Source organism: Pseudomonas sp. NY15372 (assembly GCF_048068215.1).
GTDB classification, from domain to species: domain Bacteria; phylum Pseudomonadota; class Gammaproteobacteria; order Pseudomonadales; family Pseudomonadaceae; genus Aquipseudomonas; species Aquipseudomonas guariconensis_A.
The window spans coordinates 30,940-49,602 of record NZ_JBLUPY010000032.1 but is presented as its reverse complement, the minus strand read 5'-3'; the positions used below and the strand labels follow the sequence as shown (position 1 = coordinate 49,602).

At 64.4% G+C, this 18,663-nt stretch carries 18 protein-coding genes; 11 read left to right on the top strand and 7 right to left on the bottom strand.

Annotated elements, in window-relative coordinates; translation table 11 throughout:
* Positions 1 to 417: 417 nt before the first annotated feature.
* Both ACNFG0_RS18385 and ACNFG0_RS18380 read left to right on the top strand, forming a co-directional pair.
* Positions 418 to 894 carry an Lrp/AsnC family transcriptional regulator gene (locus tag ACNFG0_RS18385; RefSeq protein WP_194792105.1) on the top strand — a complete coding sequence of 159 codons (477 nt, stop codon included), beginning with the start codon at positions 418 to 420 and terminating at the stop codon, positions 892 to 894.
* A 45-nt stretch (positions 895 to 939) separates the two neighbouring features.
* A complete protein-coding gene (locus ACNFG0_RS18380) occupies positions 940 to 1,143 on the top strand; it encodes a DUF2788 domain-containing protein (protein WP_013974331.1) in 204 nt (67 codons plus the stop codon).
* A gap of 209 nt (positions 1,144 to 1,352) precedes the next feature.
* Here ACNFG0_RS18380 and ACNFG0_RS18375 read toward each other — a convergent pair whose 3' ends face one another.
* The 4 genes from ACNFG0_RS18375 to ACNFG0_RS18360 form a co-directional block, all read right to left on the bottom strand.
* Positions 1,353 to 1,982: a pseudouridine synthase gene (locus ACNFG0_RS18375; protein WP_230381269.1), complete on the bottom strand. Its 630-nt coding sequence runs from the start codon at positions 1,980 to 1,982 to the stop codon at positions 1,353 to 1,355.
* A 6-nt stretch (positions 1,983 to 1,988) separates the two neighbouring features.
* Complete coding sequence (amn, locus tag ACNFG0_RS18370; protein WP_172402964.1) at positions 1,989 to 3,476, bottom strand: AMP nucleosidase; 1,488 nt, start codon at positions 3,474 to 3,476, stop codon at positions 1,989 to 1,991.
* Between the two features lie 58 nt (positions 3,477 to 3,534).
* Positions 3,535 to 5,184: an acyl-CoA dehydrogenase family protein gene (locus tag ACNFG0_RS18365; RefSeq protein ID WP_416765925.1), complete on the bottom strand. Its 1,650-nt coding sequence runs from the start codon at positions 5,182 to 5,184 to the stop codon at positions 3,535 to 3,537.
* A 103-nt stretch (positions 5,185 to 5,287) separates the two neighbouring features.
* On the bottom strand, positions 5,288 to 7,267 hold the full coding sequence (locus tag ACNFG0_RS18360) for a 7TM diverse intracellular signaling domain-containing protein (RefSeq protein WP_416765924.1): 1,980 nt from the start codon (positions 7,265 to 7,267) through the stop codon (positions 5,288 to 5,290).
* Between the two features lie 265 nt (positions 7,268 to 7,532).
* Between ACNFG0_RS18360 and ACNFG0_RS18355 the strand changes: the two genes are divergently transcribed.
* From ACNFG0_RS18355 to ACNFG0_RS18340, 4 genes are all read left to right on the top strand, one after another.
* Positions 7,533 to 8,330 (top strand): hydroxymethylpyrimidine/phosphomethylpyrimidine kinase, encoded by a 798-nt coding sequence (locus tag ACNFG0_RS18355; RefSeq protein WP_196156127.1) that lies wholly within the window; start codon positions 7,533 to 7,535, stop codon positions 8,328 to 8,330.
* 16 nt (positions 8,331 to 8,346) lie between these two features.
* The gene (gene thiE / locus ACNFG0_RS18350; protein ID WP_324817534.1) at positions 8,347 to 8,970 is read left to right on the top strand and encodes a thiamine phosphate synthase; all 624 of its coding nucleotides are present in this window, start codon (positions 8,347 to 8,349) and stop codon (positions 8,968 to 8,970) included.
* Positions 8,971 to 8,985: 15 nt separating this feature from the next.
* Entirely contained in the window at positions 8,986 to 10,269 is a 1,284-nt protein-coding gene (gene hemL / locus ACNFG0_RS18345) for a glutamate-1-semialdehyde 2,1-aminomutase (RefSeq protein WP_196146221.1), read from the top strand.
* A gap of 649 nt (positions 10,270 to 10,918) precedes the next feature.
* Entirely contained in the window at positions 10,919 to 11,470 is a 552-nt protein-coding gene (locus ACNFG0_RS18340) for a tetratricopeptide repeat protein (RefSeq protein WP_196146220.1), read from the top strand.
* A gap of 8 nt (positions 11,471 to 11,478) precedes the next feature.
* Here the strand turns inward: ACNFG0_RS18340 and ACNFG0_RS18335 are convergent, their stop codons facing one another.
* Positions 11,479 to 11,805, bottom strand: coding sequence for a DUF1820 family protein (locus ACNFG0_RS18335; protein WP_043211213.1), 327 nt, complete (start codon positions 11,803 to 11,805; stop codon positions 11,479 to 11,481).
* Between the two features lie 125 nt (positions 11,806 to 11,930).
* Here ACNFG0_RS18335 and miaB point away from each other — a divergent pair, with 125 nt between their 5' ends.
* The 5 genes from miaB to lnt all read left to right on the top strand — a co-directional run bounded on the left by miaB (position 11,931) and on the right by lnt (position 17,266).
* Positions 11,931 to 13,259 carry a tRNA (N6-isopentenyl adenosine(37)-C2)-methylthiotransferase MiaB gene (gene miaB / locus ACNFG0_RS18330; RefSeq protein ID WP_196146219.1) on the top strand — a complete coding sequence of 443 codons (1,329 nt, stop codon included), beginning with the start codon at positions 11,931 to 11,933 and terminating at the stop codon, positions 13,257 to 13,259.
* Positions 13,260 to 13,418: 159 nt separating this feature from the next.
* Entirely contained in the window at positions 13,419 to 14,417 is a 999-nt protein-coding gene (locus ACNFG0_RS18325) for a PhoH family protein (protein ID WP_196146218.1), read from the top strand.
* Positions 14,410 to 14,895 carry an rRNA maturation RNase YbeY gene (gene ybeY / locus ACNFG0_RS18320; RefSeq protein ID WP_196146217.1) on the top strand — a complete coding sequence of 162 codons (486 nt, stop codon included), beginning with the start codon at positions 14,410 to 14,412 and terminating at the stop codon, positions 14,893 to 14,895. Before ACNFG0_RS18325 ends, ybeY begins: the two co-directional genes overlap by 8 nt.
* Positions 14,896 to 14,900: 5 nt before the next feature.
* Entirely contained in the window at positions 14,901 to 15,740 is an 840-nt protein-coding gene (locus ACNFG0_RS18315; protein ID WP_196146216.1) for an HlyC/CorC family transporter, read from the top strand.
* 8 nt (positions 15,741 to 15,748) lie between these two features.
* Positions 15,749 to 17,266, top strand: a complete 1,518-nt coding sequence (gene lnt, locus ACNFG0_RS18310) for an apolipoprotein N-acyltransferase (protein ID WP_196156129.1) — start codon at positions 15,749 to 15,751, stop codon at positions 17,264 to 17,266.
* Positions 17,267 to 17,361: 95 nt separating this feature from the next.
* On the opposite strand, the gene ACNFG0_RS18305 is transcribed toward lnt, so the two are convergent.
* Together ACNFG0_RS18305 and ACNFG0_RS18300 are read right to left on the bottom strand one after the other, a co-directional pair.
* Positions 17,362 to 18,123, bottom strand: a complete 762-nt coding sequence (locus ACNFG0_RS18305; protein WP_416765921.1) for a YdcF family protein — start codon at positions 18,121 to 18,123, stop codon at positions 17,362 to 17,364.
* 132 nt (positions 18,124 to 18,255) lie between these two features.
* Positions 18,256 to 18,567, bottom strand: coding sequence for a hypothetical protein (locus ACNFG0_RS18300; protein ID WP_196156131.1), 312 nt, complete (start codon positions 18,565 to 18,567; stop codon positions 18,256 to 18,258).
* Positions 18,568 to 18,663: the final 96 nt, after the last annotated feature.

Genomic DNA, 18,663 nt, shown 5'->3' with positions numbered 1-18,663 from the left:
CCCCTTGCCGGGTGTGTAGAGGACTTTCACCTCCAAGTCACCCACTCGACCACCACAGCCAAGCAGGTTGCGCTTGCGCGCAACGCGCCATGCCTGGCGCACCATGAAAAAAGGGAGGCCATTGGCCTCCCTTTGGGAATTGTCGTCCGTGCTCGGCACTTGTGGCACCGGCTCACCTCACGCCGTCTTGTGGACGGTGTGTAGCCCGGGGGCCAGGCGGATCCTGTTGGATGGCTGGCCGCGACGGCCTTCCTGAGGCCGGCGCCGTGGACTGTTGTCCGGGCAGTGATTCTGTTGATAAAGATACGGATTCGGCGCAGCAGAGGATTGCGAAGATTGCTCTGATAAATAGCACTTGCGCAATTTTTAACCCCGGATCGATAATTCGCAGCAATCCGGACAGAAAAGGCCTTATCCATGAGCAAGCTTGACCGCTACGACCTGAGCATCCTCGCCGAATTGCAGCGCGACGCCCGCATTTCCAACCAGGAGCTGGCCGAACGCATAGGCCTGTCCCCCTCCCCTTGCTCGCGGCGGGTCAAGCAACTGGAAGACGACGGCTACATCTCGCGCCAGGTCGCCCTGCTGGACCGCAAGAAACTCGGCCTGAGCCTGACCGCCTATGTGCTGATCGGCATGGACCGCCACACCCCCGAACGTTTCGAGGCCTTCGAGGCCGCCATCCGCAGCCTGCCCCAGGTGCTCGAATGCAGCCTGGTCACCGGGATGGACGCCGATTACCAGCTCAAGGTCGTAGTGCCAGACATGGACCACTACCAGAAACTGCTGCTCGGCAGCCTGACCCGCATCGAGGGCGTCACCAGCGTGCGCTCGAGCTTCGTGCTCAACCAGGTACTGGCCAGCACCGAGCTGCCCCTGACCCACCTTCGCTGATCACTCGGCGTATACTCGAACGCTCAGCCAGCCTGGAGAACATTGATGGATCCCGCCGTATTCGAAGAATGGATGATGATCATCCTCGTCACCGTGTTGATCGGTTTCATGGGTTTCATCGTCTGGGACCTGGCGAAGAAATCCAAGGCAGGCCGCTTCGGCACGCTGATCCTGTTCTTCGTGCTGGGCCTGGGCGTGCTTGCGTTCATCATCAAGAGCGTGGTGGTGGGATTCCTCGAAGGGGTCTAGCGCTTCAGCCCCAATCGCGCCGGCAAGCCGGGCCCGATATCACCGTCGCCTGGCAAGGGCTGCGCCCTTGATCGCGGGGCAAGCCCGCTCCTACAAAGGGCATCGCTAGCCGCTTGCTCTGCGCACGACAGCGCGGCCCGAAGGGCTGGGATATCGCTCATAGAACAGATCTTGTGAGAGCCGGCTTGCCGGCGATTGGGCCTTACACCTCAAAGCCTGGGTGGCACTTCCCGCCAGCATCCCTGCTCCAGCCCGTCCAGCGCCCAGTCACCGATCCGCACTCGCACCAGGCGCAAAGTCGGTAACCCCACTGCTGCGGTCATGCGCCGTACCTGGCGATTGCGCCCTTCGCGGATCACCAGTTCCAGCCAATGGGTCGGCACGCTCTTGCGAAACCGCACCGGCGGGTTGCGCGGCCACAGTTCGGGCTCCTCGAGCAATCGCGCCTCAGCCGGCAATGTCGGCCCGTCATTGAGCTCCACACCGTCACGTAAACGCTGCAACTGCGCCTCGCTCGGCTCCCCCTCCACCTGCACCCAATAGGTCTTGGGCAGCTTGTGCCTGGGGTCGGCGATGCGCGCCTGCAATCGGCCATCGTTGGTCAACAGCAACAGCCCTTCGCTGTCGCGGTCCAGGCGGCCTGCCGGGTAGATGCCGGGAATGTCGATGTAGTCCTTGAGCGTCGCGCGCCCCTCGCCATCGCTGAACTGGGTCAGCACGTCGAATGGCTTGTTGAACAGGATCAGGCGGGGCTCGGCCGGCGGCGCCTTGGGCTGGCGACGCGGGCCGGCTGGCCGCGCCGAAGGGCGGCGCGGCTTGGAACGGGGAGGCAGGGGCATGGATCCTCAGCGGAACGGCGGCTCATCGAAGCTGCGTAGTTTACGCGAGTGCAACGAGTTGAGCTCGGTGCGCAGCAGGTCGAGAGCGGCGATGCCGATCTTCAGATGCTGGCTGACCGCGCGGTTATAGAACGCATTGGCCGAGCCCGGCAGCTTGATCTCGCTGTGCAGCGGTTTGTCCGACACGCACAGCAAGGTGCCGTACGGCACCCGCAGGCGATAACCCTGGGCGGCGATGGTGCCGCTTTCCATGTCCACCGCCACAGCACGCGACAGGTTGATCAGCGGGCGCTCCTGGGCCCAGCGCAGCTCCCAGTTGCGGTCGTCGTAGGTCAGCACGGTGCCGGTGCGCAGTCGCTTCTTGAGTTGCTCGCCACGCTCACCGGTCACCTGCGCCGCCGCCTCCTGCAAGGCCAACTGCACTTCGGCCAGGGCCGGGATCGGGATGTTCGGCGGTACCACCCGGTCGAGGATGCCGTCGCGGCGCATGTAGGCGTGGGCCAGCACGTAGTCGCCGATGGTCTGCGACTGACGCAGGCCACCGCAGTGGCCGATCATCAGCCAGCAGTGCGGGCGCAGCACGGCCAGGTGGTCAGTGATGTTCTTGGCGTTGGATGGGCCAACGCCGATGTTCACCAAGGTGATGCCATCGCCGTCGTCGGCGATCAGGTGGTAGGCCGGCATCTGGTAGCGGTGCCAGACCACTCCGGCCACCAGTGCCTGAGCGACACCTTCGTCCATGCCTTTTTCGATGATCACGTTGCCGGGCAGGACCATGCGCACGAAGCGCGGGTCTTGCTGCAGCTGCTCCAGGCCATGGGCGATGAACTGGTCGACGTAGCGATGGTAGTTGGTCAGCAGGATCCAGGGCTGCACGTGATGCCAGTCGCTACCGGTGTAGTGCACCAGGCGCCGCAACGAGAAATCCACCCGGGCGGCATCGAACAGCGCCAGGGGCAACGTTTCGGCGTTGCCCCAGTCGTACAGGCCGTCGGCGATGTTGTCGGTGGCCGCCGACAGGTCGGTGCTGGGGAATACACGCGCCAGCTCCGCGGCAGTGATGCCGCTGCCGGCCAGCTCATCGCCCTGGTCGACCACATAGGGATACGGGATGTTCTGCTCGCTGACACCGACTTCCAAGGTCACGGTGTAGTCATGCATCAACGGACGCAACTGCTCCAGCAGATAACCGCGAAACGCAGCCGGCTGAGTGATGGTGACGCTGTAGGTGCCGGCGACCTGGACCTTGGCATAGGCACGGGTGGTGGCCGCGACTTCGCCATGGCTGTAGTAGGTCAGGCGCAGGGCCGGGTAGCGGAACAGTGCACGCTGGTCATCGTCCGGCTCGGTGCGGTCCTTGAGGTAGCGCTTGAGGGCCTGGCTGAGGGCGCCAGTGGCTTGTTCATGCAAGGCCGCCAGACGATCGACGGCCTGTTCGGGGGTATCAACGACTACAAACGCTTGGCTCACGCTGGGCTTCCTGTCTTCTGGCATGCATGACGTCCATCTTGCCTGCCTTCTGTTGCAATTACACCCCCACCGATCACCGCCCCTACAGGTGGACGGGTGAGGCGCGTGCGACCAGCGCCTGCACATCGACACCACGAGGCAAAGCGCCATAGACCCGACCGCCAGCCCCCAGCCGGCTGGCGATGAAGGCATCGCTGACTGTCGCATTGCCCGCCTCGAGCAGCAGCTTGGCCTGCAAGGCTACGGCGATGTCTTCGGTCAGTTGCCGCGCACGGTATTGGATATCGCCGGTATCGCTGAACGCCCCCTTGAGGTTGCCGATATGCGCCGCCAGACGCGGGTCGCCGTGGCCGTCGCCGAGTTCGGCGAACAGCGCATCGAGTACACCCGGCTCCTTGGACAGGGCGCGCAGCACATCCAGGCACTGCACGTTGCCCGAACCCTCCCAGGTGGAATTCACCGGCGCCTCGCGGTACAGCCGCGGCAGGATGCTGTCCTCCACGTACCCCGCGCCCCCCAGGCATTCGGCGGCTTCGTTGATCATGGCCGGCGCGCGCTTGCAGATCCAGTACTTGCCCACCGCGGTGACCAGGCGGGCGAAATGCGCCTGCTGCGGGTCGTCCAGCTGGTCCAGGGCCTGCCCCATGCGCAAGCTCAGGGCCAGCGCCGCCTCGCTTTCCAGGGCCAGGTCGGCCAGCACGTTCTGCATCAAGGGCTGTTCGTTCAGCACCCGGCCGCCGACCTTGCGATGGGCACAGTGGTGCGCCGCCTGGGTCAGTGCCTGGCGCATCAGGGCGCTGGAGCCGACCATGCAATCGAAACGGGTCATGGCCACCATCTCGATGATGGTCGGCACGCCCCGCCCCTCCTCGCCGACCATCCATGCCAGCGCGCCTCGGAACTCCACTTCGCTGGAGGCATTGGAGCAGTTGCCGAGCTTGTTCTTCAGACGCTGGATGTAGAACTGGTTGCGGTTGTCGTCCGGCCGATGCCGCGGCAGCAGGAAGCAGCTCAGGCCCTTGTCGGTCTGGGCCAGGGTGAGAAACGCGTCGCACATCGGCGCCGAACAGAACCACTTGTGGCCGACCAGTTCGTAGGCCTGGCCAGGCCCAGGGGTACCGACCGGGTAGGCCCGGGTGGTATTGGCGCGCACATCGGTGCCCCCCTGTTTTTCGGTCATGGCCATGCCGAGGGTCACGCCCACCTTGTGCCGGTCACCGATGTTGCGCGGGTCGTATTCACGCGCAAGCACCTTGGGCAACCAATATTCGGCCAATTCCGGTTGCAGGCGCAGGGCCGGCACCGCAGCGAAGGTCATGGTCAACGGGCACCCCGTGCCGGCCTCCGCCTGGCTGTGCAGGTAGGTCATCGACGCCCTCGCCACGTGGGCGCCCGGGCGAGGTTCGGCCCAAGGCAAGGATGGCAGGCCATGCTCGATTGCCGTACGCATCAGCTCGTGATACGCCGGGTGGAACTCCACCAGGTCGATACGATGGCCATAACGGTCATGACTGCTGAATTCGGGCTTGTGGGCGTTGGCCAGAAACCCCGCCGCCATCAGAGGGCCACCGGCCAAAGCACCGTAGGCATCGATCCGCGACTCGGCCCAGCCGGCACCGAAGTACCGGGACCACTCCTGCAGCGGCAGATCGAGGCGGTACAGGTTGGCGCCATCGAGCGACGGCGGCTGGTTGGTGACTTCGTGGGTTTCAGCGAACTGGTGCAGGTTCATTGGGGGCTCCCTGGATCCGGTCATGCCTGAAAGCCCCAGTGAAGCACTCCTTCCCCATGAGTCAAAGTGGCAAAAACGCCTAACTCGACGTCCGGGGGAAACCCTAACGGCTTGACGCTTGGTTGGACGGCCGCTGCGCCTGGGCCACGGCCAGATTCAGCGACAGTTCGAAGCGGCTGCCCAGGCCCCGGTTCGACTCATGCACCAAACGAGCGCCGATCAGCTCGCCCAGTTGTCGACAAATCGACAAGCCAATGCCCAGGCCACCATAGCGACGGGTCATGGAACCATCGACCTGGAAGAAGCGCTGGTAGAGGATGGCTTGGTCCAGGTCATCGAAGCCGATGCCGCTGTCAATGACCGTGAAGCTCAACGCCACGCTGTCAGGTGCCAGCCAACGGCCTCGCACCTGGATCATCACGCCGCCCTGATGGGTGAACTTAAGGCCGTTGTCCACCAGGCAAGAAAGGCAACGCTGCAGCTTTGACGCATCGCCCATCAGCTCGTCGGGCAGATCGGCCGGGATATCCAGGCTTAGGTACAGCCCCTTGCCCAACGCTCGCCCGGCAAAACTGGCACGCAACGCCTGGAGTTGCTGGCGCAGGCTGAACGGCGCGGCCTGGGCGCGCAGGCGGCCGGCCTGCAATTCGGTGAGCACGAGAATATCGTCGACCATGGCCATCATGTCCTGCGCGGACCCGGTTGCCGTGCGATGGTACTGGGCTTGCTCGGCACCCATGGGCAGCGTGTGCATCAGCTCCAGCGAGCCGATCACGCCGTTCATCGGGGTGCGCAGTTCGTGGGTCACGGTGGCGAGGAATTCATCCTTCAGCTGATTGCTGCGGGCCAGTTGCTGGTTGAGCTGCTCCAGGGCACGGCCCGTCTCGCGCAAGGCCTGGGCCTGCTGCTCGCGCATGCTGTTGATGCGATCGGCCAGGGCCAGCGACAGCAGCGCCACTTCCAGCGCTGAGCCGAGTTGGCTGGCGTACATGGTCAGGAACATGTTCGGCAGATAGCCCAGCACCATCAGGGTGTTGACCAGCCCGCCCACGAGGAAGGCGGTCCAGGCGATGATGAACCAGCGCGCGACCCGCACCCCTCGCCACCAGGCGTACACCCCAGCGGCAAAGATGCTCACGGTGAACAGCAGCGCCAACAACGTGGCCATGCGCAGGGCAATGCCATAGGGGGTGGTCACGGCCAGCGCCATGACCAACGCGCCACCGGCCATCAGCGCCAGCAGCAGCCAGTCGACGCCACGGCTAAGTCGGCCAAGCTGCAGGAAATGCCGCGCGAACTGGCAGCCGAACAATCCTGCAGCGCCGATGAACAGTGGGGTGGCGGCATTGGCCCACCAAGGGTTGTCCGGCCAGAAATAGGCGACCCCGGCGCCGTTAACCGACACCTGGTAGAGCCCGAACGAGGCGATATAGCAGATGTAGTACAGGTAGCTGACATCGCGCACGCCCAGGTAGATGAACAAGTTGTACACCAGCATCACCAGCAGCACGCCGTAGATCATGCCCAGCACATAAAGGCGCGTGGGCTGGTCTTCCAGGTAGGCCTCGAGCGACCATAACGCGACCGGTGCCTGCACCGAGCCCTGGCTCTGCAGACGCAGGTAGGCCGTGGTCGCCTGGCCCGGTTGCAACGGGAGTTCGAACAGGTAGTCGTTCTGCCGGATCTGCCGGCTGGCATAGGGCCAGGCATCGCCGGTGCGCCAGACCAGGCGATAGACACCCTGGTCATCGGGCAGGTAGAGGTCCACGTGGTCCAACGGGGGGTAAGCCAATTCCAACAGCCATTGGCGGGGCGAAGCGGTCTCGGCGCTGGTGTTGCGCAGGTCGATCTTCAGCCAGAACACCGAGCTGGAATAGCCGGCATTGAGCACCGCCTCATGATGCTGGCGGAAATGGTGGGCGAAGGCCGGCGAGCTGACCTGGACGATGCTGGCGCTGCCATCAGGGTCTTCGTAGACCTGCATGACCTTGCCCAAGGGAAGATGACGCGTGGAATCGTCGAAATCGACCGCTCCGGCAAACAGGGGCAAGCAGCCCAGCAGCATTATCAGCAAATAGCGCATACAGCCCCAGCATGGCGTGTCCGGTCACGTCGTGGTGGTCTCCCTTCCCTTTGAGACGACGGCGTCCGGCAGCGACCGTTTATCGAGTTATCCGAGCACTCTAACATAGCCTTCCGCATGCCCCACGAGCCACTTTATATTCCAAAGAAAAGGCTCTATCTCACTACTTTCAGACAATGCTCACGATATTTTCTGACCATTCGATCAACAAAAGCCCCATGCAGGGCGCTTCGCCCCAACAGGTTTGGTGGTAAGCTCGCCGACCATGAATACCTACAGCTCCCGCCCCGTTGTCCTCTGTCTCTCCGGCCACGACCCCAGTGGCGGCGCCGGCCTGCAGGCAGATATCGAAGCCCTGATCGCCCAAGGCTGTCACGCCGCACCCGCGGTGACCGCCCTGACCGTGCAGGATACCGTCAACGTTTCCGATTTCCGGGTGCTCGACCGCGAGTGGGTCCTGGCCCAGGCCAATGCCGTGCTGGCCGACTCCACGGTGGCAGCGGTCAAGCTCGGCATGCTCGGCTCGATCGAAATGGTCGATACCGTCGCCGAACTGCTCGCCGCCCACCCGCACCTGCCGCTGGTCTGCGACCCGGTCCTGCGTGCTGGCGGCGGTGGCCGCCTGGGCAAGGACGAGGTCGGCTATGCGCTGCGTGAGCGCCTGCTGCCGCTGGCCCTGATCGCCACGCCGAACCTGCCCGAAGCCCGCATCCTCGCCGAGCTGCCCGAAGGCACCGCTGACGAATGCGCCGAGAAGCTTTTGCCGTTCTGTAGACATCTGCTGATTACCGGCGGTCACGGCGACGAAGCGCAAATCCACAACCGGCTCTATAGCCGCGATGGCCAGCAGCACACCTGGACCTGCGAGCGCCTGCCAGGCAGCTACCATGGTTCGGGCTGTACGTTGGCCAGCGCCCTGGCCGGTCGCCTCGCCCTCGGCGAACAGCTGGAAAGTGCCGTACGCAGCGCGCTGGACTATACCTGGCGCACCCTGCGCGATGCCGAGCAGCTGGGCAAGGGGCAGTTCGTCCCACGCCGGCTGCCCCTGGATTTCTGCTTCTGATCCACGAGGTCTTGCGATGAAGTTACGCGGTCTGTACGCGATCACCGACAGCCAACTGCTCGCCGGTCGCTTCTTGTCCCATGTCGAGGCGGCCCTGGACGGCGGCGTGTGCCTGCTGCAGTACCGCGACAAGAGCGATGACGCAGCCCGCCGCCTGCGCGAAGCCGAAGCGCTGGCCAAGCTCTGCGAACGCTACGGCACCCAGCTGGTCATCAATGACGACGCCGAGCTGGCCGCACGCCTGGGCGTCGGCGTACACCTGGGCCAGACCGATGGCCCGCTGACCCCGGCCCGCGCCCTGCTCGGCCGTGACGCCATCATCGGCTCCACCTGCCACGCCCAGCTCGAACTGGCCGAGCAGGCTGCCGCCGAAGGCGCCAGCTACGTGGCCTTCGGCCGATTTTTCAATTCCGTGACCAAGCCCGGTGCACCGGCCGCCGACCTCGCCCTGCTGGGCCAGGCCCGCGCCCGCGTACAACTGCCGATCGCCGTGATCGGCGGCATCACCCTCGACAACGCCGCCCCGCTGGTCGCCCAAGGTGCCGACCTGCTGGCGGTGATCCATGGCCTGTTCGGTGCCGACAGCGCGCAGGAAGTCACCCGCCGCGCCCGCGCCTTCAACGCCCTGTTCGCTTCCTGATTCGAGAGAAACCCCATGTCCCGTTCCGAATCCCTGTTCGCCCAAGCCCAGAAGCACATCCCTGGCGGCGTGAACTCGCCCGTGCGCGCGTTCCGCAGCGTCGGCGGCACCCCGCTGTTCTTCAAACATGCCGAAGGCGCCTATGTCATCGATGAAGACGACAAGCGCTACGTCGACTACGTCGGCTCCTGGGGCCCGATGATCCTCGGCCACAGCCACCCGGACGTACTGGCTTCGGTGCGCAAGCAGCTGGAGCACGGCCTGTCTTACGGCGCCCCGACCGCCATGGAAACCGAGATGGCCGACCTGGTCTGCTCGATCGTGCCGTCCATGGAAATGGTGCGCATGGTCAGCTCCGGCACCGAGGCGACCATGAGCGCCATCCGCCTGGCCCGTGGCTACACCGGCCGCGATGCGATCATCAAGTTCGAAGGCTGCTACCACGGCCATTCCGACAGCCTGCTGGTCAAAGCCGGCTCCGGCCTGCTGACCCAGGGCGTGCCGAGCTCCGCCGGCGTACCGGCGGACTTCGCCAAACACACCCTGACGTTGCCGTTCAACGACATTGCGGCGGTGGAGAAGACCTTGTCGGACGTCGGCCAGACGGTAGCCTGCATCATCGTCGAGCCGGTGGCCGGCAACATGAACTGCGTGCCGCCGGCACCGGGCTTCCTCGAAGGTCTGCGCGAGCAGTGCGACAAGCATGGTGTGGTGCTGATCTTCGACGAAGTGATGACCGGTTTCCGTGTGTCCCTCGGCGGCGCCCAAGGCCATTACGGCATCAAGCCGGACCTGTCGACTTTCGGCAAGATCGTCGGTGGCGGCATGCCGGTCGGCTGCTTCGGCGGCAAGCGCGAGATCATGGAGTGCATCGCCCCGCTCGGCCCGGTCTACCAGGCCGGTACCCTGTCGGGTAACCCACTGGCCATGGCCGCGGGCCTGACCACGCTCAAGCTGATCAGCCGCCCGGGCTTCCATGATGAAGTGACTGCCTACACCAGCCGCATGCTCGACGGCCTGCAACAGCGCGCCGATGCCGCTGGCGTACCGTTCGTCACCACCCAGGCGGGCGCCATGTTCGGCCTGTACTTCAGCGGCGCCGACGACATCGTCACCTTCGACGACGTGATGGCCAGCGACGTGGAACGCTTCAAGCGCTTCTTCCACCTGATGCTCGAAGGCGGCGTGTACCTGGCGCCGAGCGCGTTCGAAGCAGGCTTCACCTCCATCGCCCATGGCGACAAAGAGCTGCAGATCACCCTGGATGCCGCCGAACGCGCGTTCGCAGCCCTGAAATAAAGGGATGACCGAATCGCGGGACAAGTCGGACCGCCGCACCGCCGCTCCCACAGGGGGGGCGGCGCGAGCCGCTTGTTCTTTGTGCGACAGCGCAGCCCGGAGGGATGGGTGATCTCCCACAGGATCACGCCTCACGTGTGGGAGATTCTATGGTTGTGGGCAAGCCGGCTCCCACTGGTGCAGCGCCAACCACACCCTGTGGGAGCCGGCTTGCCGGCGATGACGACAACCCTTTACCCAAAGCCAGATCGCATCCCGGTGTGGGTAATCACCATGCACTCAACCAGCCCTGCTCGCTCAGGATTCATGATGCTGTTGCCCGTTCTGGCCAATCGCCGGCAGCCGGCTCCCACCGGTACTTCGCCAACCACACCCTGTGTACGCTTGTTGCGGGAGGTCACCCAGCCCTTTGGGCTGCGCTGTCGAGCAAAGAACAAACGGCCAGTGCTGACCCTCTGTGGGAGCGGGCTTGCCCCGCGATCGGTCGGTTCAGGCTGCCAGTCCCCGGGCGTGTGAACCTCGTCACAATCAAAGGCGCTGTCCCGCAGATGTAGAAAATCGAGTAAAACTTTGTAAGGTAGGCGCTGCTTATCCCATAATGTGCCACCAGAGACATTGGCCGCAGCTTTGCAGAGGTAAGTCGATCCCCATGAACCGCACCGGCCGCGCCCTCACCCTGGGCTGCCTGCTGCTACTTCAGCCCCTGCTGGCCCTGGCAGAGGGCGGCAACTCGTTGCTCATTCCAGCGACGGGACGCTGCACCCTCAACACCCAGCCAGAGGACCTGGAGAACGCCCTGAAGGCCTGCGAGCAGACGGCGGAGTCGGGGGATGCCCAGGCACAGTACGAGCTGGGCGAGTTCTATTACAGTGGCAACCAGGCCCCCAAGGACCTGAAAAAAGCTGTCAACTGGTTCGAGAAAGCCTCGCTGCAAGGCCAGGCCCAGGCCCAATACCGCCTGGGCGCCATGTTCTTCCATGGCGAAGGGGTCCCGGCCAACAACGTGCAGGCCTACATCTTGCTGAAGATGGCCGCGGTCAACGGTGACGAAGACGCCCTGGACATGGCCGACGAAGTCACCGAGCAGATGCCCCGCGACGAACTCGAGCATGCCACCCAGGTACTGGGCCAGATCTTCCGCAAATACCTCCTGGAACTGCAGAACGCCGAAGGGCGTACGCCGTTTTCCCCCCTGCCCTGACGGGCCGCCTACTTCTCCGGCATCGGCATCGGGAACGGCATCACGTTGCCGCCCCCCTTGGCCTCGCTGATTTTCGCGGTGCCCAGGCGCTCCACCTCATCGATACGCACGATCGAATGCATCGGCACGAAGCTGCGCACCACGCCTTCGAACTGCGCCTTGAGCTTCTCTTCGCTGGGGTCGACCACCACCTGCGTGCGTTCGCCGAAGACGAATTCCTCGATCTCCAGGAACCCCCACAGGTCACTCTGGTAGATCTGCTTGGCGTACATCTCGAAAACCTGACCCTGGTTCAGGAAGATCACTTTGTAGATGGCGGGTTCGCGTTTGCTCATGATCGAAAGAAACGACACAAAGATAGGAAAAGGCCGGCATCATAGCAGACCGCCTGGCCTGTTAAGCACCCGGCGCGGTCTCTATAATGTGCGGCCCTTTCAGCACCCGCAGCAGATGATTCGCCATGGCCAAGAAGCTCTACATTGAAACCCACGGTTGCCAGATGAACGAGTACGACAGCTCGCGCATGGTCGACCTGCTGGGCGAATACCAGGCCCTGGAAGTGACCGAGCACCCCGATGACGCCGACGTCATCCTGCTCAACACCTGCTCGATCCGCGAAAAGGCCCAGGACCAGGTGTATTCCAAGCTCGGCCGCTGGCGCGCCCTGAAGGACCGCAACCCGGACATGGTCATCGCCGTGGGTGGCTGCGTCGCCAGCCAGGAAGGCGAGGCGCTGCGCAAGCGTGCGCCCTATGTCGACGTGGTGTTTGGCCCGCAGACCTTGCACCGCCTGCCCGAGATGATCGACGCAGCCCGCAGCACCCGCCTGCCGCAGGTCGATGTGTCATTCCCGGAAATCGAGAAATTCGACCACCTGCCCGAGCCCCGCATCGACGGCCCGACCGCGTTCGTCTCGGTCATGGAGGGCTGCAGCAAGTACTGCACCTTCTGCGTGGTGCCCTACACCCGCGGCACCGAAGTCAGCCGGCCGTTCGACGACGTGCTGGCCGAGGTCATCCACCTGGCCGAGAACGGCGTGCGCGAGATCACCTTACTGGGCCAGAACGTCAACGGCTATCGCGGCCTGACCCACGACGGGCGCCTGGCCGACCTTGCCGAGCTGATCCGCGTCGTGGCAGCGGTGGAGGGTATCGAGCGGATCCGCTACACCACCTCGCACCCGCTGGAGTTCTCCGACAGCCTGATCCAGGCCCATGCCGAGGTCCCGCAGCTGGTCAAGCACTTGCACCTGCCGGTGCAGGCCGGCTCCGACCGCGTGCTGGCGGCCATGAAACGCAACCACACGATCCTCGAATACAAGTCCAAGCTGCGCAAGCTCAAGGCCGCGGTACCGGACATCTGCATCAGCTCGGACTTCATCGTCGGCTTCCCCGGCGAGACCGAAAAGGACTTCGAGCAGACCATGAAGCTGGTGGCAGAGGTCGGCTTCGATTTCTCCTTCTCGTTCGTCTACAGCGCCCGCCCAGGCACGCCGGCAGCGGAGCTGGCGGACGACACCCCCGAAGAGGTGAAGAAACAGCGCCTGCAACTGCTGCAACACCGCATCGACCAGCAGGGGTTCGAGATCAGCCGGCGCATGGTCGGCAGCATCCAGCGCATCCTGGTCACCGACTTCTCCAAGCGTGACCCGGGCAAGTTGCAGGGCCGCACCGAGAATAATCGAATCGTCAACTTCCACTGCGATAATCCAGCGCTGATCGGCCAGTTGGTGGACGTACGCATCGAAGAGGCCAAGCCGCATTCGCTGGTCGGCTCGTTGATCCAATGACCCTTGTTGCTATTTGAAGGGCTGGGTGATCTCCCACAAGGTTCGACGAGCTCGACATGATCGATACCAGACCCTTGATCGTTTCAGTGCTTTCGCCACTGCCCTTCAAGGGTTATTCTTGAGTTCACATCCATTGCCGTCGAGCGGCTAAAAACGACCTTGAACGCACCCATACAACCCCATCGCTTCATCCTCGAACCCTTCGAGGCCCACCGCTTCGCCAACCTGTGCGGCCAGTTCGACGAGCACCTGCGCCTGATCGAACAGCGCCTGGCCATCGAAATCCGCAACCGTGGCAATCAGTTCGAACTGATCGGCGAGCCCAAGACCACCTCGGCTGCCGAACAGCTGCTGCGTCGCCTCTATCGCGAAGCCAAAGCCTCCGAGTTGTCGCCGGAAACCGTTCACCTGTACCTGCAGGAGTCGACCGTCGAGACCCTCGACAACCCGGCCGTCAACGAAGTCAGCGTCTCGCTGCGCACCCGCAAGGGCAACATCCGCCCGCGCGGTGTCAACCAGCAGCGCTACGTGAAGGAAATCCTGGCCAACGACATCAACTTCGGCATCGGCCCCGCCGGTACCGGCAAGACGTACCTGGCCGTGGCCTGCGCCGTTGACGCCCTGGAGCGCGAACAGGTGCGCCGCATCCTGCTGGTACGCCCGGCCGTCGAGGCGGGCGAGAAGCTCGGCTTCCTGCCTGGCGACCTGGCCCAGAAGATCGACCCGTACCTGCGCCCGCTGTACGACGCCCTCTACGAGATGCTCGGCTTCGAGCACGTAGCCAAGCTGATCGAGCGCCAGGTGATCGAGATCGCCCCGCTGGCCTACATGCGTGGCCGCACCCTGAACAACAGCTTCATCATCCTCGACGAAAGCCAGAACACCACCCTCGAGCAGATGAAGATGTTCCTCACCCGCATCGGTTTCGGCTCGACTGCGGTGATCACCGGCGACATCACCCAGGTCGACCTGCCACGTGGCACCAAGTCGGGCCTGGCCCATGTGATCGAGGTGCTCAAGGACGTGCCGGGCATCAGCTTCACCCATTTCCAGCCCAAGGACGTGGTGCGCCACCCCTTGGTGCAACGCATCGTCGAAGCCTACGACCGCTTCGACGCCCGCCAGGCCAAGCCCGAGGCACCTGCCAAAGATGCTTGAACTCGACCTGCAACGGGCCACCGATGCTGCCGCCCCCGATGACGCCGCCTTCCGCCGCTGGTGCGAGCTGGCCCTGCGCCAGCGCAGCGCCGACTCGGAAATGACCATTCGCCTGGTCGACGAGGCCGAAGGCCGCGAGCTCAACCACACCTACCGGCACAAAGACTACGCCACCAACGTGCTGTCGTTCCCGGCCGATGTCCCGGACGAACTGCTCGACATCCCGCTGTTGGGCGACCTGGTCATCTGCGTGCCGGTGGTCGAGCGCGAAGCCGCCGAACAGGGCAAGGCCCTCGAGGCGCACTGGGCGCACCTGGTCATCCACGGCTGCCTGCACCTGCTCGGCTACGACCACATCGAAGATGACGAAGCCGAGGAAATGGAAGCCCTGGAACGAACCTTGCTGGCGGAACTGGGTCATCCCGACCCGTACGCCGATGACGAAATCACTCCCCCCGCGACAAAGGATCACGAGTAACCGCCATGAGCGAAGACCGATCGAGCAATGGGCAGAAGTCCTGGCTGGGTAAACTGACCCAGGCTTTTGCCCATGAGCCGAAGAACCGCCAGGAGCTTCTCGAGCTGCTGCGCGAAGCCCATCAGAACAAGCTGCTCGACAGCGAAGCGCTGACCATCGTCGAAGGCGCCATCCAGGTCGCCGACCTGCAGGTGCGCGACATCATGGTGCCGCGCTCGCAGATGATCAGCATCAAGGCCAGCCAGTCGCCACGCGAATTCCTGCCGGCGGTGATCGACGCCGCGCACTCGCGCTACCCGGTGATCGGCGAGAGCCATGACGATGTGCTCGGGATCCTCCTGGCCAAGGACCTGCTGCCGTTGATCCTCAAGGAGAACGGCGACAGCTTCAACATCAAGGACCTGCTGCGCCCCGCCACCTTCGTGCCGGAGTCCAAGCGCCTGAACGTGCTGCTGCGCGAGTTTCGCGCCAACCACAACCACATGGCCGTGGTCATCGACGAATACGGCGGCGTGGCAGGCTTGGTCACCATCGAGGACGTGCTGGAGCAGATCGTCGGCGACATCGAGGACGAACACGACGTCGAGGAAGACAGCTACATCAAGCCGCTGCCCAGCGGTGACTTCCTGATCAAGGCCCTGACGCCGATCGAGAACTTCAACGAGTTCTTCGACTGCGAATTCTCCGACGACGAATTCGACACCGTCGGCGGCCTGGTGATGAGTGCCTTCGGCCACCTGCCCAAGCGCAACGAGACCACCGAGATCGGCGCCTACAAGTTCCGTATTCTCAATGCCGACAGCCGGCGGATACACTTGCTGCGCCTGACACCGATCACCCGTTAAGGACAAACATGCGTTGGATCACCCGCCCCGGCTGGCCCGGTAACCTGCTGGCCCTGGCGGCTGGCGCATCGACCCTCCTGGCGCTGGCGCCGTTCGACATCTGGCCGCTGGCGCTGCTGTCCATCGCCCTGCTCTACCTCGGCCTGCGTGAGCTCAGCCCACGCCAGGCCATGTGGCGTGGCTGGTGGTTCGGCTTCGGCCTGTACGGCGCCGGCACCTGGTGGATCTATGTCAGCATGAACACCTACGGTGGCGCCTCGCCGCTGCTGGCGGTCGCCCTGCTGCTGGCGTTCTTCGCCGCCCTGGCCTGGTTCTTCGCCCTGCCCACCTGGCTGTGGGCGCGCTGGCTGAGGCGCAACGAGGCCCCCCTGGCCGACGCCCTGTGCTTCGCGGCCCTGTGGCTGCTGCAAGAGGCCTTCCGCGGCTGGTTCCTGACCGGTTTCCCTTGGTTGTACGCCGGCTACAGCCAGCTCGACGGCCCGCTCGCAGGCCTGGCGCCGCTAGGTGGCGTGTGGCTGGTTTCCTTCGTCCTGGCGTTGAGCGCGGCGCTGCTGTGCAACCTGCCTCGCTTGCGGGCACGCCCATCGTTCCTGGCGGCGGGCGTGATACTGCTGGTGGCACCCTGGGGCGTCGGCATGGCCCTCAAAGGCCACGCCTGGACCACACCCTCCGGCGACCCACTGAAGGTCGCGGCCTTGCAGGGCAACGTCGAACAGGACCTGAAATGGGACCCGGCGCACATCGACGCGCAACTGACGCTGTACCGCGACATGAGCTTCACCTCCAAACCCGTGGATCTACTGGTGTGGCCGGAAACCGCCGTGCCGGTGCTCAAGGACCAGGCCCAGGGTTACATCGATGTGATGGGGCGCTTCGCCGCCGACCGCCATTCGGCGCTGATCACCGGTGTGCCGGTGCGTGAAGTGGTGCATCACCAGCGCCGCTACTACAACGGCATCACCGTGGCCGGCGAAGGCGACGGCACCTACCTCAAGCAGAAACTGGTGCCGTTCGGCGAGTACGTACCGCTGCAGGACATGCTTCGTGGGTTGATCGAGTTCTTCAACCTGCCGATGTCGGACTTCGCCCGCGGCCCGTCGGACCAGCCCTTGCTGCAGGCAAAGGGCTACCAGGTGGCGCCGTTCATCTGCTACGAGGTGGTGTACCCCGAGTTCGCCGCCGGCCTGGCAGCGCGTAGCGACCTGCTGCTGACCATCAGCAACGACACCTGGTTCGGCACTTCGATCGGCCCGCTGCAACACCTGCAGATGGCCCAGATGCGCGCCTTGGAAGCAGGCCGCTGGATGATCCGCGCCACCAACAACGGCGTGACCGCGTTGATCGACCCGTTCGGCAAGATCACGGCGCAGGTTCCGCAGTTCCAGCAGGCGGTCCTCTATGGAGAAGTGGTACCGATGCAGCAGCTGACGCCCTATCTGCAATGGCGCTCATGGCCGCTGGCGATTGTCTGCGCCCTGTTGCTGGGCTGGGCGCTGCTGGCGGGGCGAATTGCCAGGACGGTGTGATTTTCGCGGCACAAGGCCGCGCCTTCAGAAAGGCGCAACCCCTGTAGGAGCGGCCTTGTGCCGCGAAAGGGCTGCACCGCAGCCCCCTACTCAATTCAATAAAACAACCGATAGCCTACCAACCCCACCGCCTCGTTGAGCAACTGCCCACTGCGCCAAACCGCCCGGCTATCGGGCAGCAAGCCGGCGAACGGCTGGGCATGGTCGCCCCCGAGGAACTCCACCGGCGCCGTTATCACCTCGAACCCTGCCCGCTCGAAGCTCCAGCGCGCACGCGGCATATGCCAGGCCTGGGTCACCAGCACCACCCGGCGAATACCCTGGGGCTGTAGGAGCCGCGCACTGAACTGGGCATTCTCCCAAGTGGTGCGGCTGGCCTCTTCCTTCCAGCGCACAGCAACGCCGAAGTCTGCCTGCAGCCGGTCAGTCATCAATTGCGCCTCGCTCGGCGGCGTCCCGTAATGCAGCCCGCCACTGATCGCCAACGGCAGCCCCGAGGCCTTGGCCAACTGCGCGGCATAGCGCATGCGCTCCAGGGCCGTGCCGGTCGGCTGGTCCTGGCCGCCCCAGGCCGGGTCGCCACGCTCACGGCCAGCCCCCAACACCACGATGGCCTCGGCACGCCCGGCCAGGGCTGCCCATTGCCCCGGCGGCAATGGCGCTTCGGTTTCCAGCTGCCGGGCGGCCTGCTCCACCACCAGCGGCAGGCTCATCAACCACAGGCCACCCAGGCCCAGGACGAAGCAGGCCGCCGCCAGGCGCGGGCGCCGCGTGCGCAGCCACCAGGCAGCCAGCAGCAACAGGAACAGCACGCCAGGCGGCAGCAACCATTGTTTGATGAAGTAGCGAAGCGGCATGCACAGACCTCCAATGAAGGCGTGCAGCCTAAGAGGATCGACGCCGGGCAACAAGTGCGCGTCCGACGCCGATCATGAGCAGTTGTAAGAAAGAACCGGCGCAAGACGGTCTGCGCCTGGAACCCAGAACGGCTAGCGGGGCAGCGTCCGGGATCTTGCCATGCTGGCAGGGCGTTTCTTGTCCTTGAGCCAGACGATCTTCGCCGAAGTCGGCTCCGGTGGCGGGTAAGCTCCGGTGCTGGCAAAGCGACCTTCCGGGAGGGTTTCCAGGTAGGCCTTGATCACTTCGAACTCGGCGTGGCTCAAGCCACGCAGTTCCAGTTCGGCTGGCATCTCGTCGCGTAATCGTACGGAGGTCCTGGCCACTTCCAGAGCCAGGCCCAGGCGGTCGATCAAGCGTTCGTATAGCTCCGGTTTGATTGCGGGTAGCTGCGACTCTCCCATCCGTTCACCTCATTGAAGATAAGAATATCTCCCCCACAAATGAGCTTAGCGTCACTGCAAAAAGCAGCCGGATGCCGCGACCAACGGCCCGTGGGC

Coding starts and splice junctions, on each gene's coding strand:
- ACNFG0_RS18385 (WP_194792105.1), top strand. CDS start 418: ATGAGCAAGCTTGACCGCTACGACCTGAGCATCCTCGCCGAATTGCAG.
- ACNFG0_RS18380 (WP_013974331.1), top strand. CDS start 940: ATGGATCCCGCCGTATTCGAAGAATGGATGATGATCATCCTCGTCACC.
- ACNFG0_RS18375 (WP_230381269.1), bottom strand. CDS start 1,982: ATGCCCCTGCCTCCCCGTTCCAAGCCGCGCCGCCCTTCGGCGCGGCCA.
- amn (WP_172402964.1), bottom strand. CDS start 3,476: ATGCCAGAAGACAGGAAGCCCAGCGTGAGCCAAGCGTTTGTAGTCGTT.
- ACNFG0_RS18365 (WP_416765925.1), bottom strand. CDS start 5,184: ATGAACCTGCACCAGTTCGCTGAAACCCACGAAGTCACCAACCAGCCG.
- ACNFG0_RS18360 (WP_416765924.1), bottom strand. CDS start 7,267: ATGCGCTATTTGCTGATAATGCTGCTGGGCTGCTTGCCCCTGTTTGCC.
- ACNFG0_RS18355 (WP_196156127.1), top strand. CDS start 7,533: ATGAATACCTACAGCTCCCGCCCCGTTGTCCTCTGTCTCTCCGGCCAC.
- thiE (WP_324817534.1), top strand. CDS start 8,347: ATGAAGTTACGCGGTCTGTACGCGATCACCGACAGCCAACTGCTCGCC.
- hemL (WP_196146221.1), top strand. CDS start 8,986: ATGTCCCGTTCCGAATCCCTGTTCGCCCAAGCCCAGAAGCACATCCCT.
- ACNFG0_RS18340 (WP_196146220.1), top strand. CDS start 10,919: ATGAACCGCACCGGCCGCGCCCTCACCCTGGGCTGCCTGCTGCTACTT.
- ACNFG0_RS18335 (WP_043211213.1), bottom strand. CDS start 11,805: ATGAGCAAACGCGAACCCGCCATCTACAAAGTGATCTTCCTGAACCAG.
- miaB (WP_196146219.1), top strand. CDS start 11,931: ATGGCCAAGAAGCTCTACATTGAAACCCACGGTTGCCAGATGAACGAG.
- ybeY (WP_196146217.1), top strand. CDS start 14,410: ATGCTTGAACTCGACCTGCAACGGGCCACCGATGCTGCCGCCCCCGAT.
- ACNFG0_RS18315 (WP_196146216.1), top strand. CDS start 14,901: ATGAGCGAAGACCGATCGAGCAATGGGCAGAAGTCCTGGCTGGGTAAA.
- lnt (WP_196156129.1), top strand. CDS start 15,749: ATGCGTTGGATCACCCGCCCCGGCTGGCCCGGTAACCTGCTGGCCCTG.
- ACNFG0_RS18305 (WP_416765921.1), bottom strand. CDS start 18,123: ATGCCGCTTCGCTACTTCATCAAACAATGGTTGCTGCCGCCTGGCGTG.
- ACNFG0_RS18300 (WP_196156131.1), bottom strand. CDS start 18,567: ATGGGAGAGTCGCAGCTACCCGCAATCAAACCGGAGCTATACGAACGC.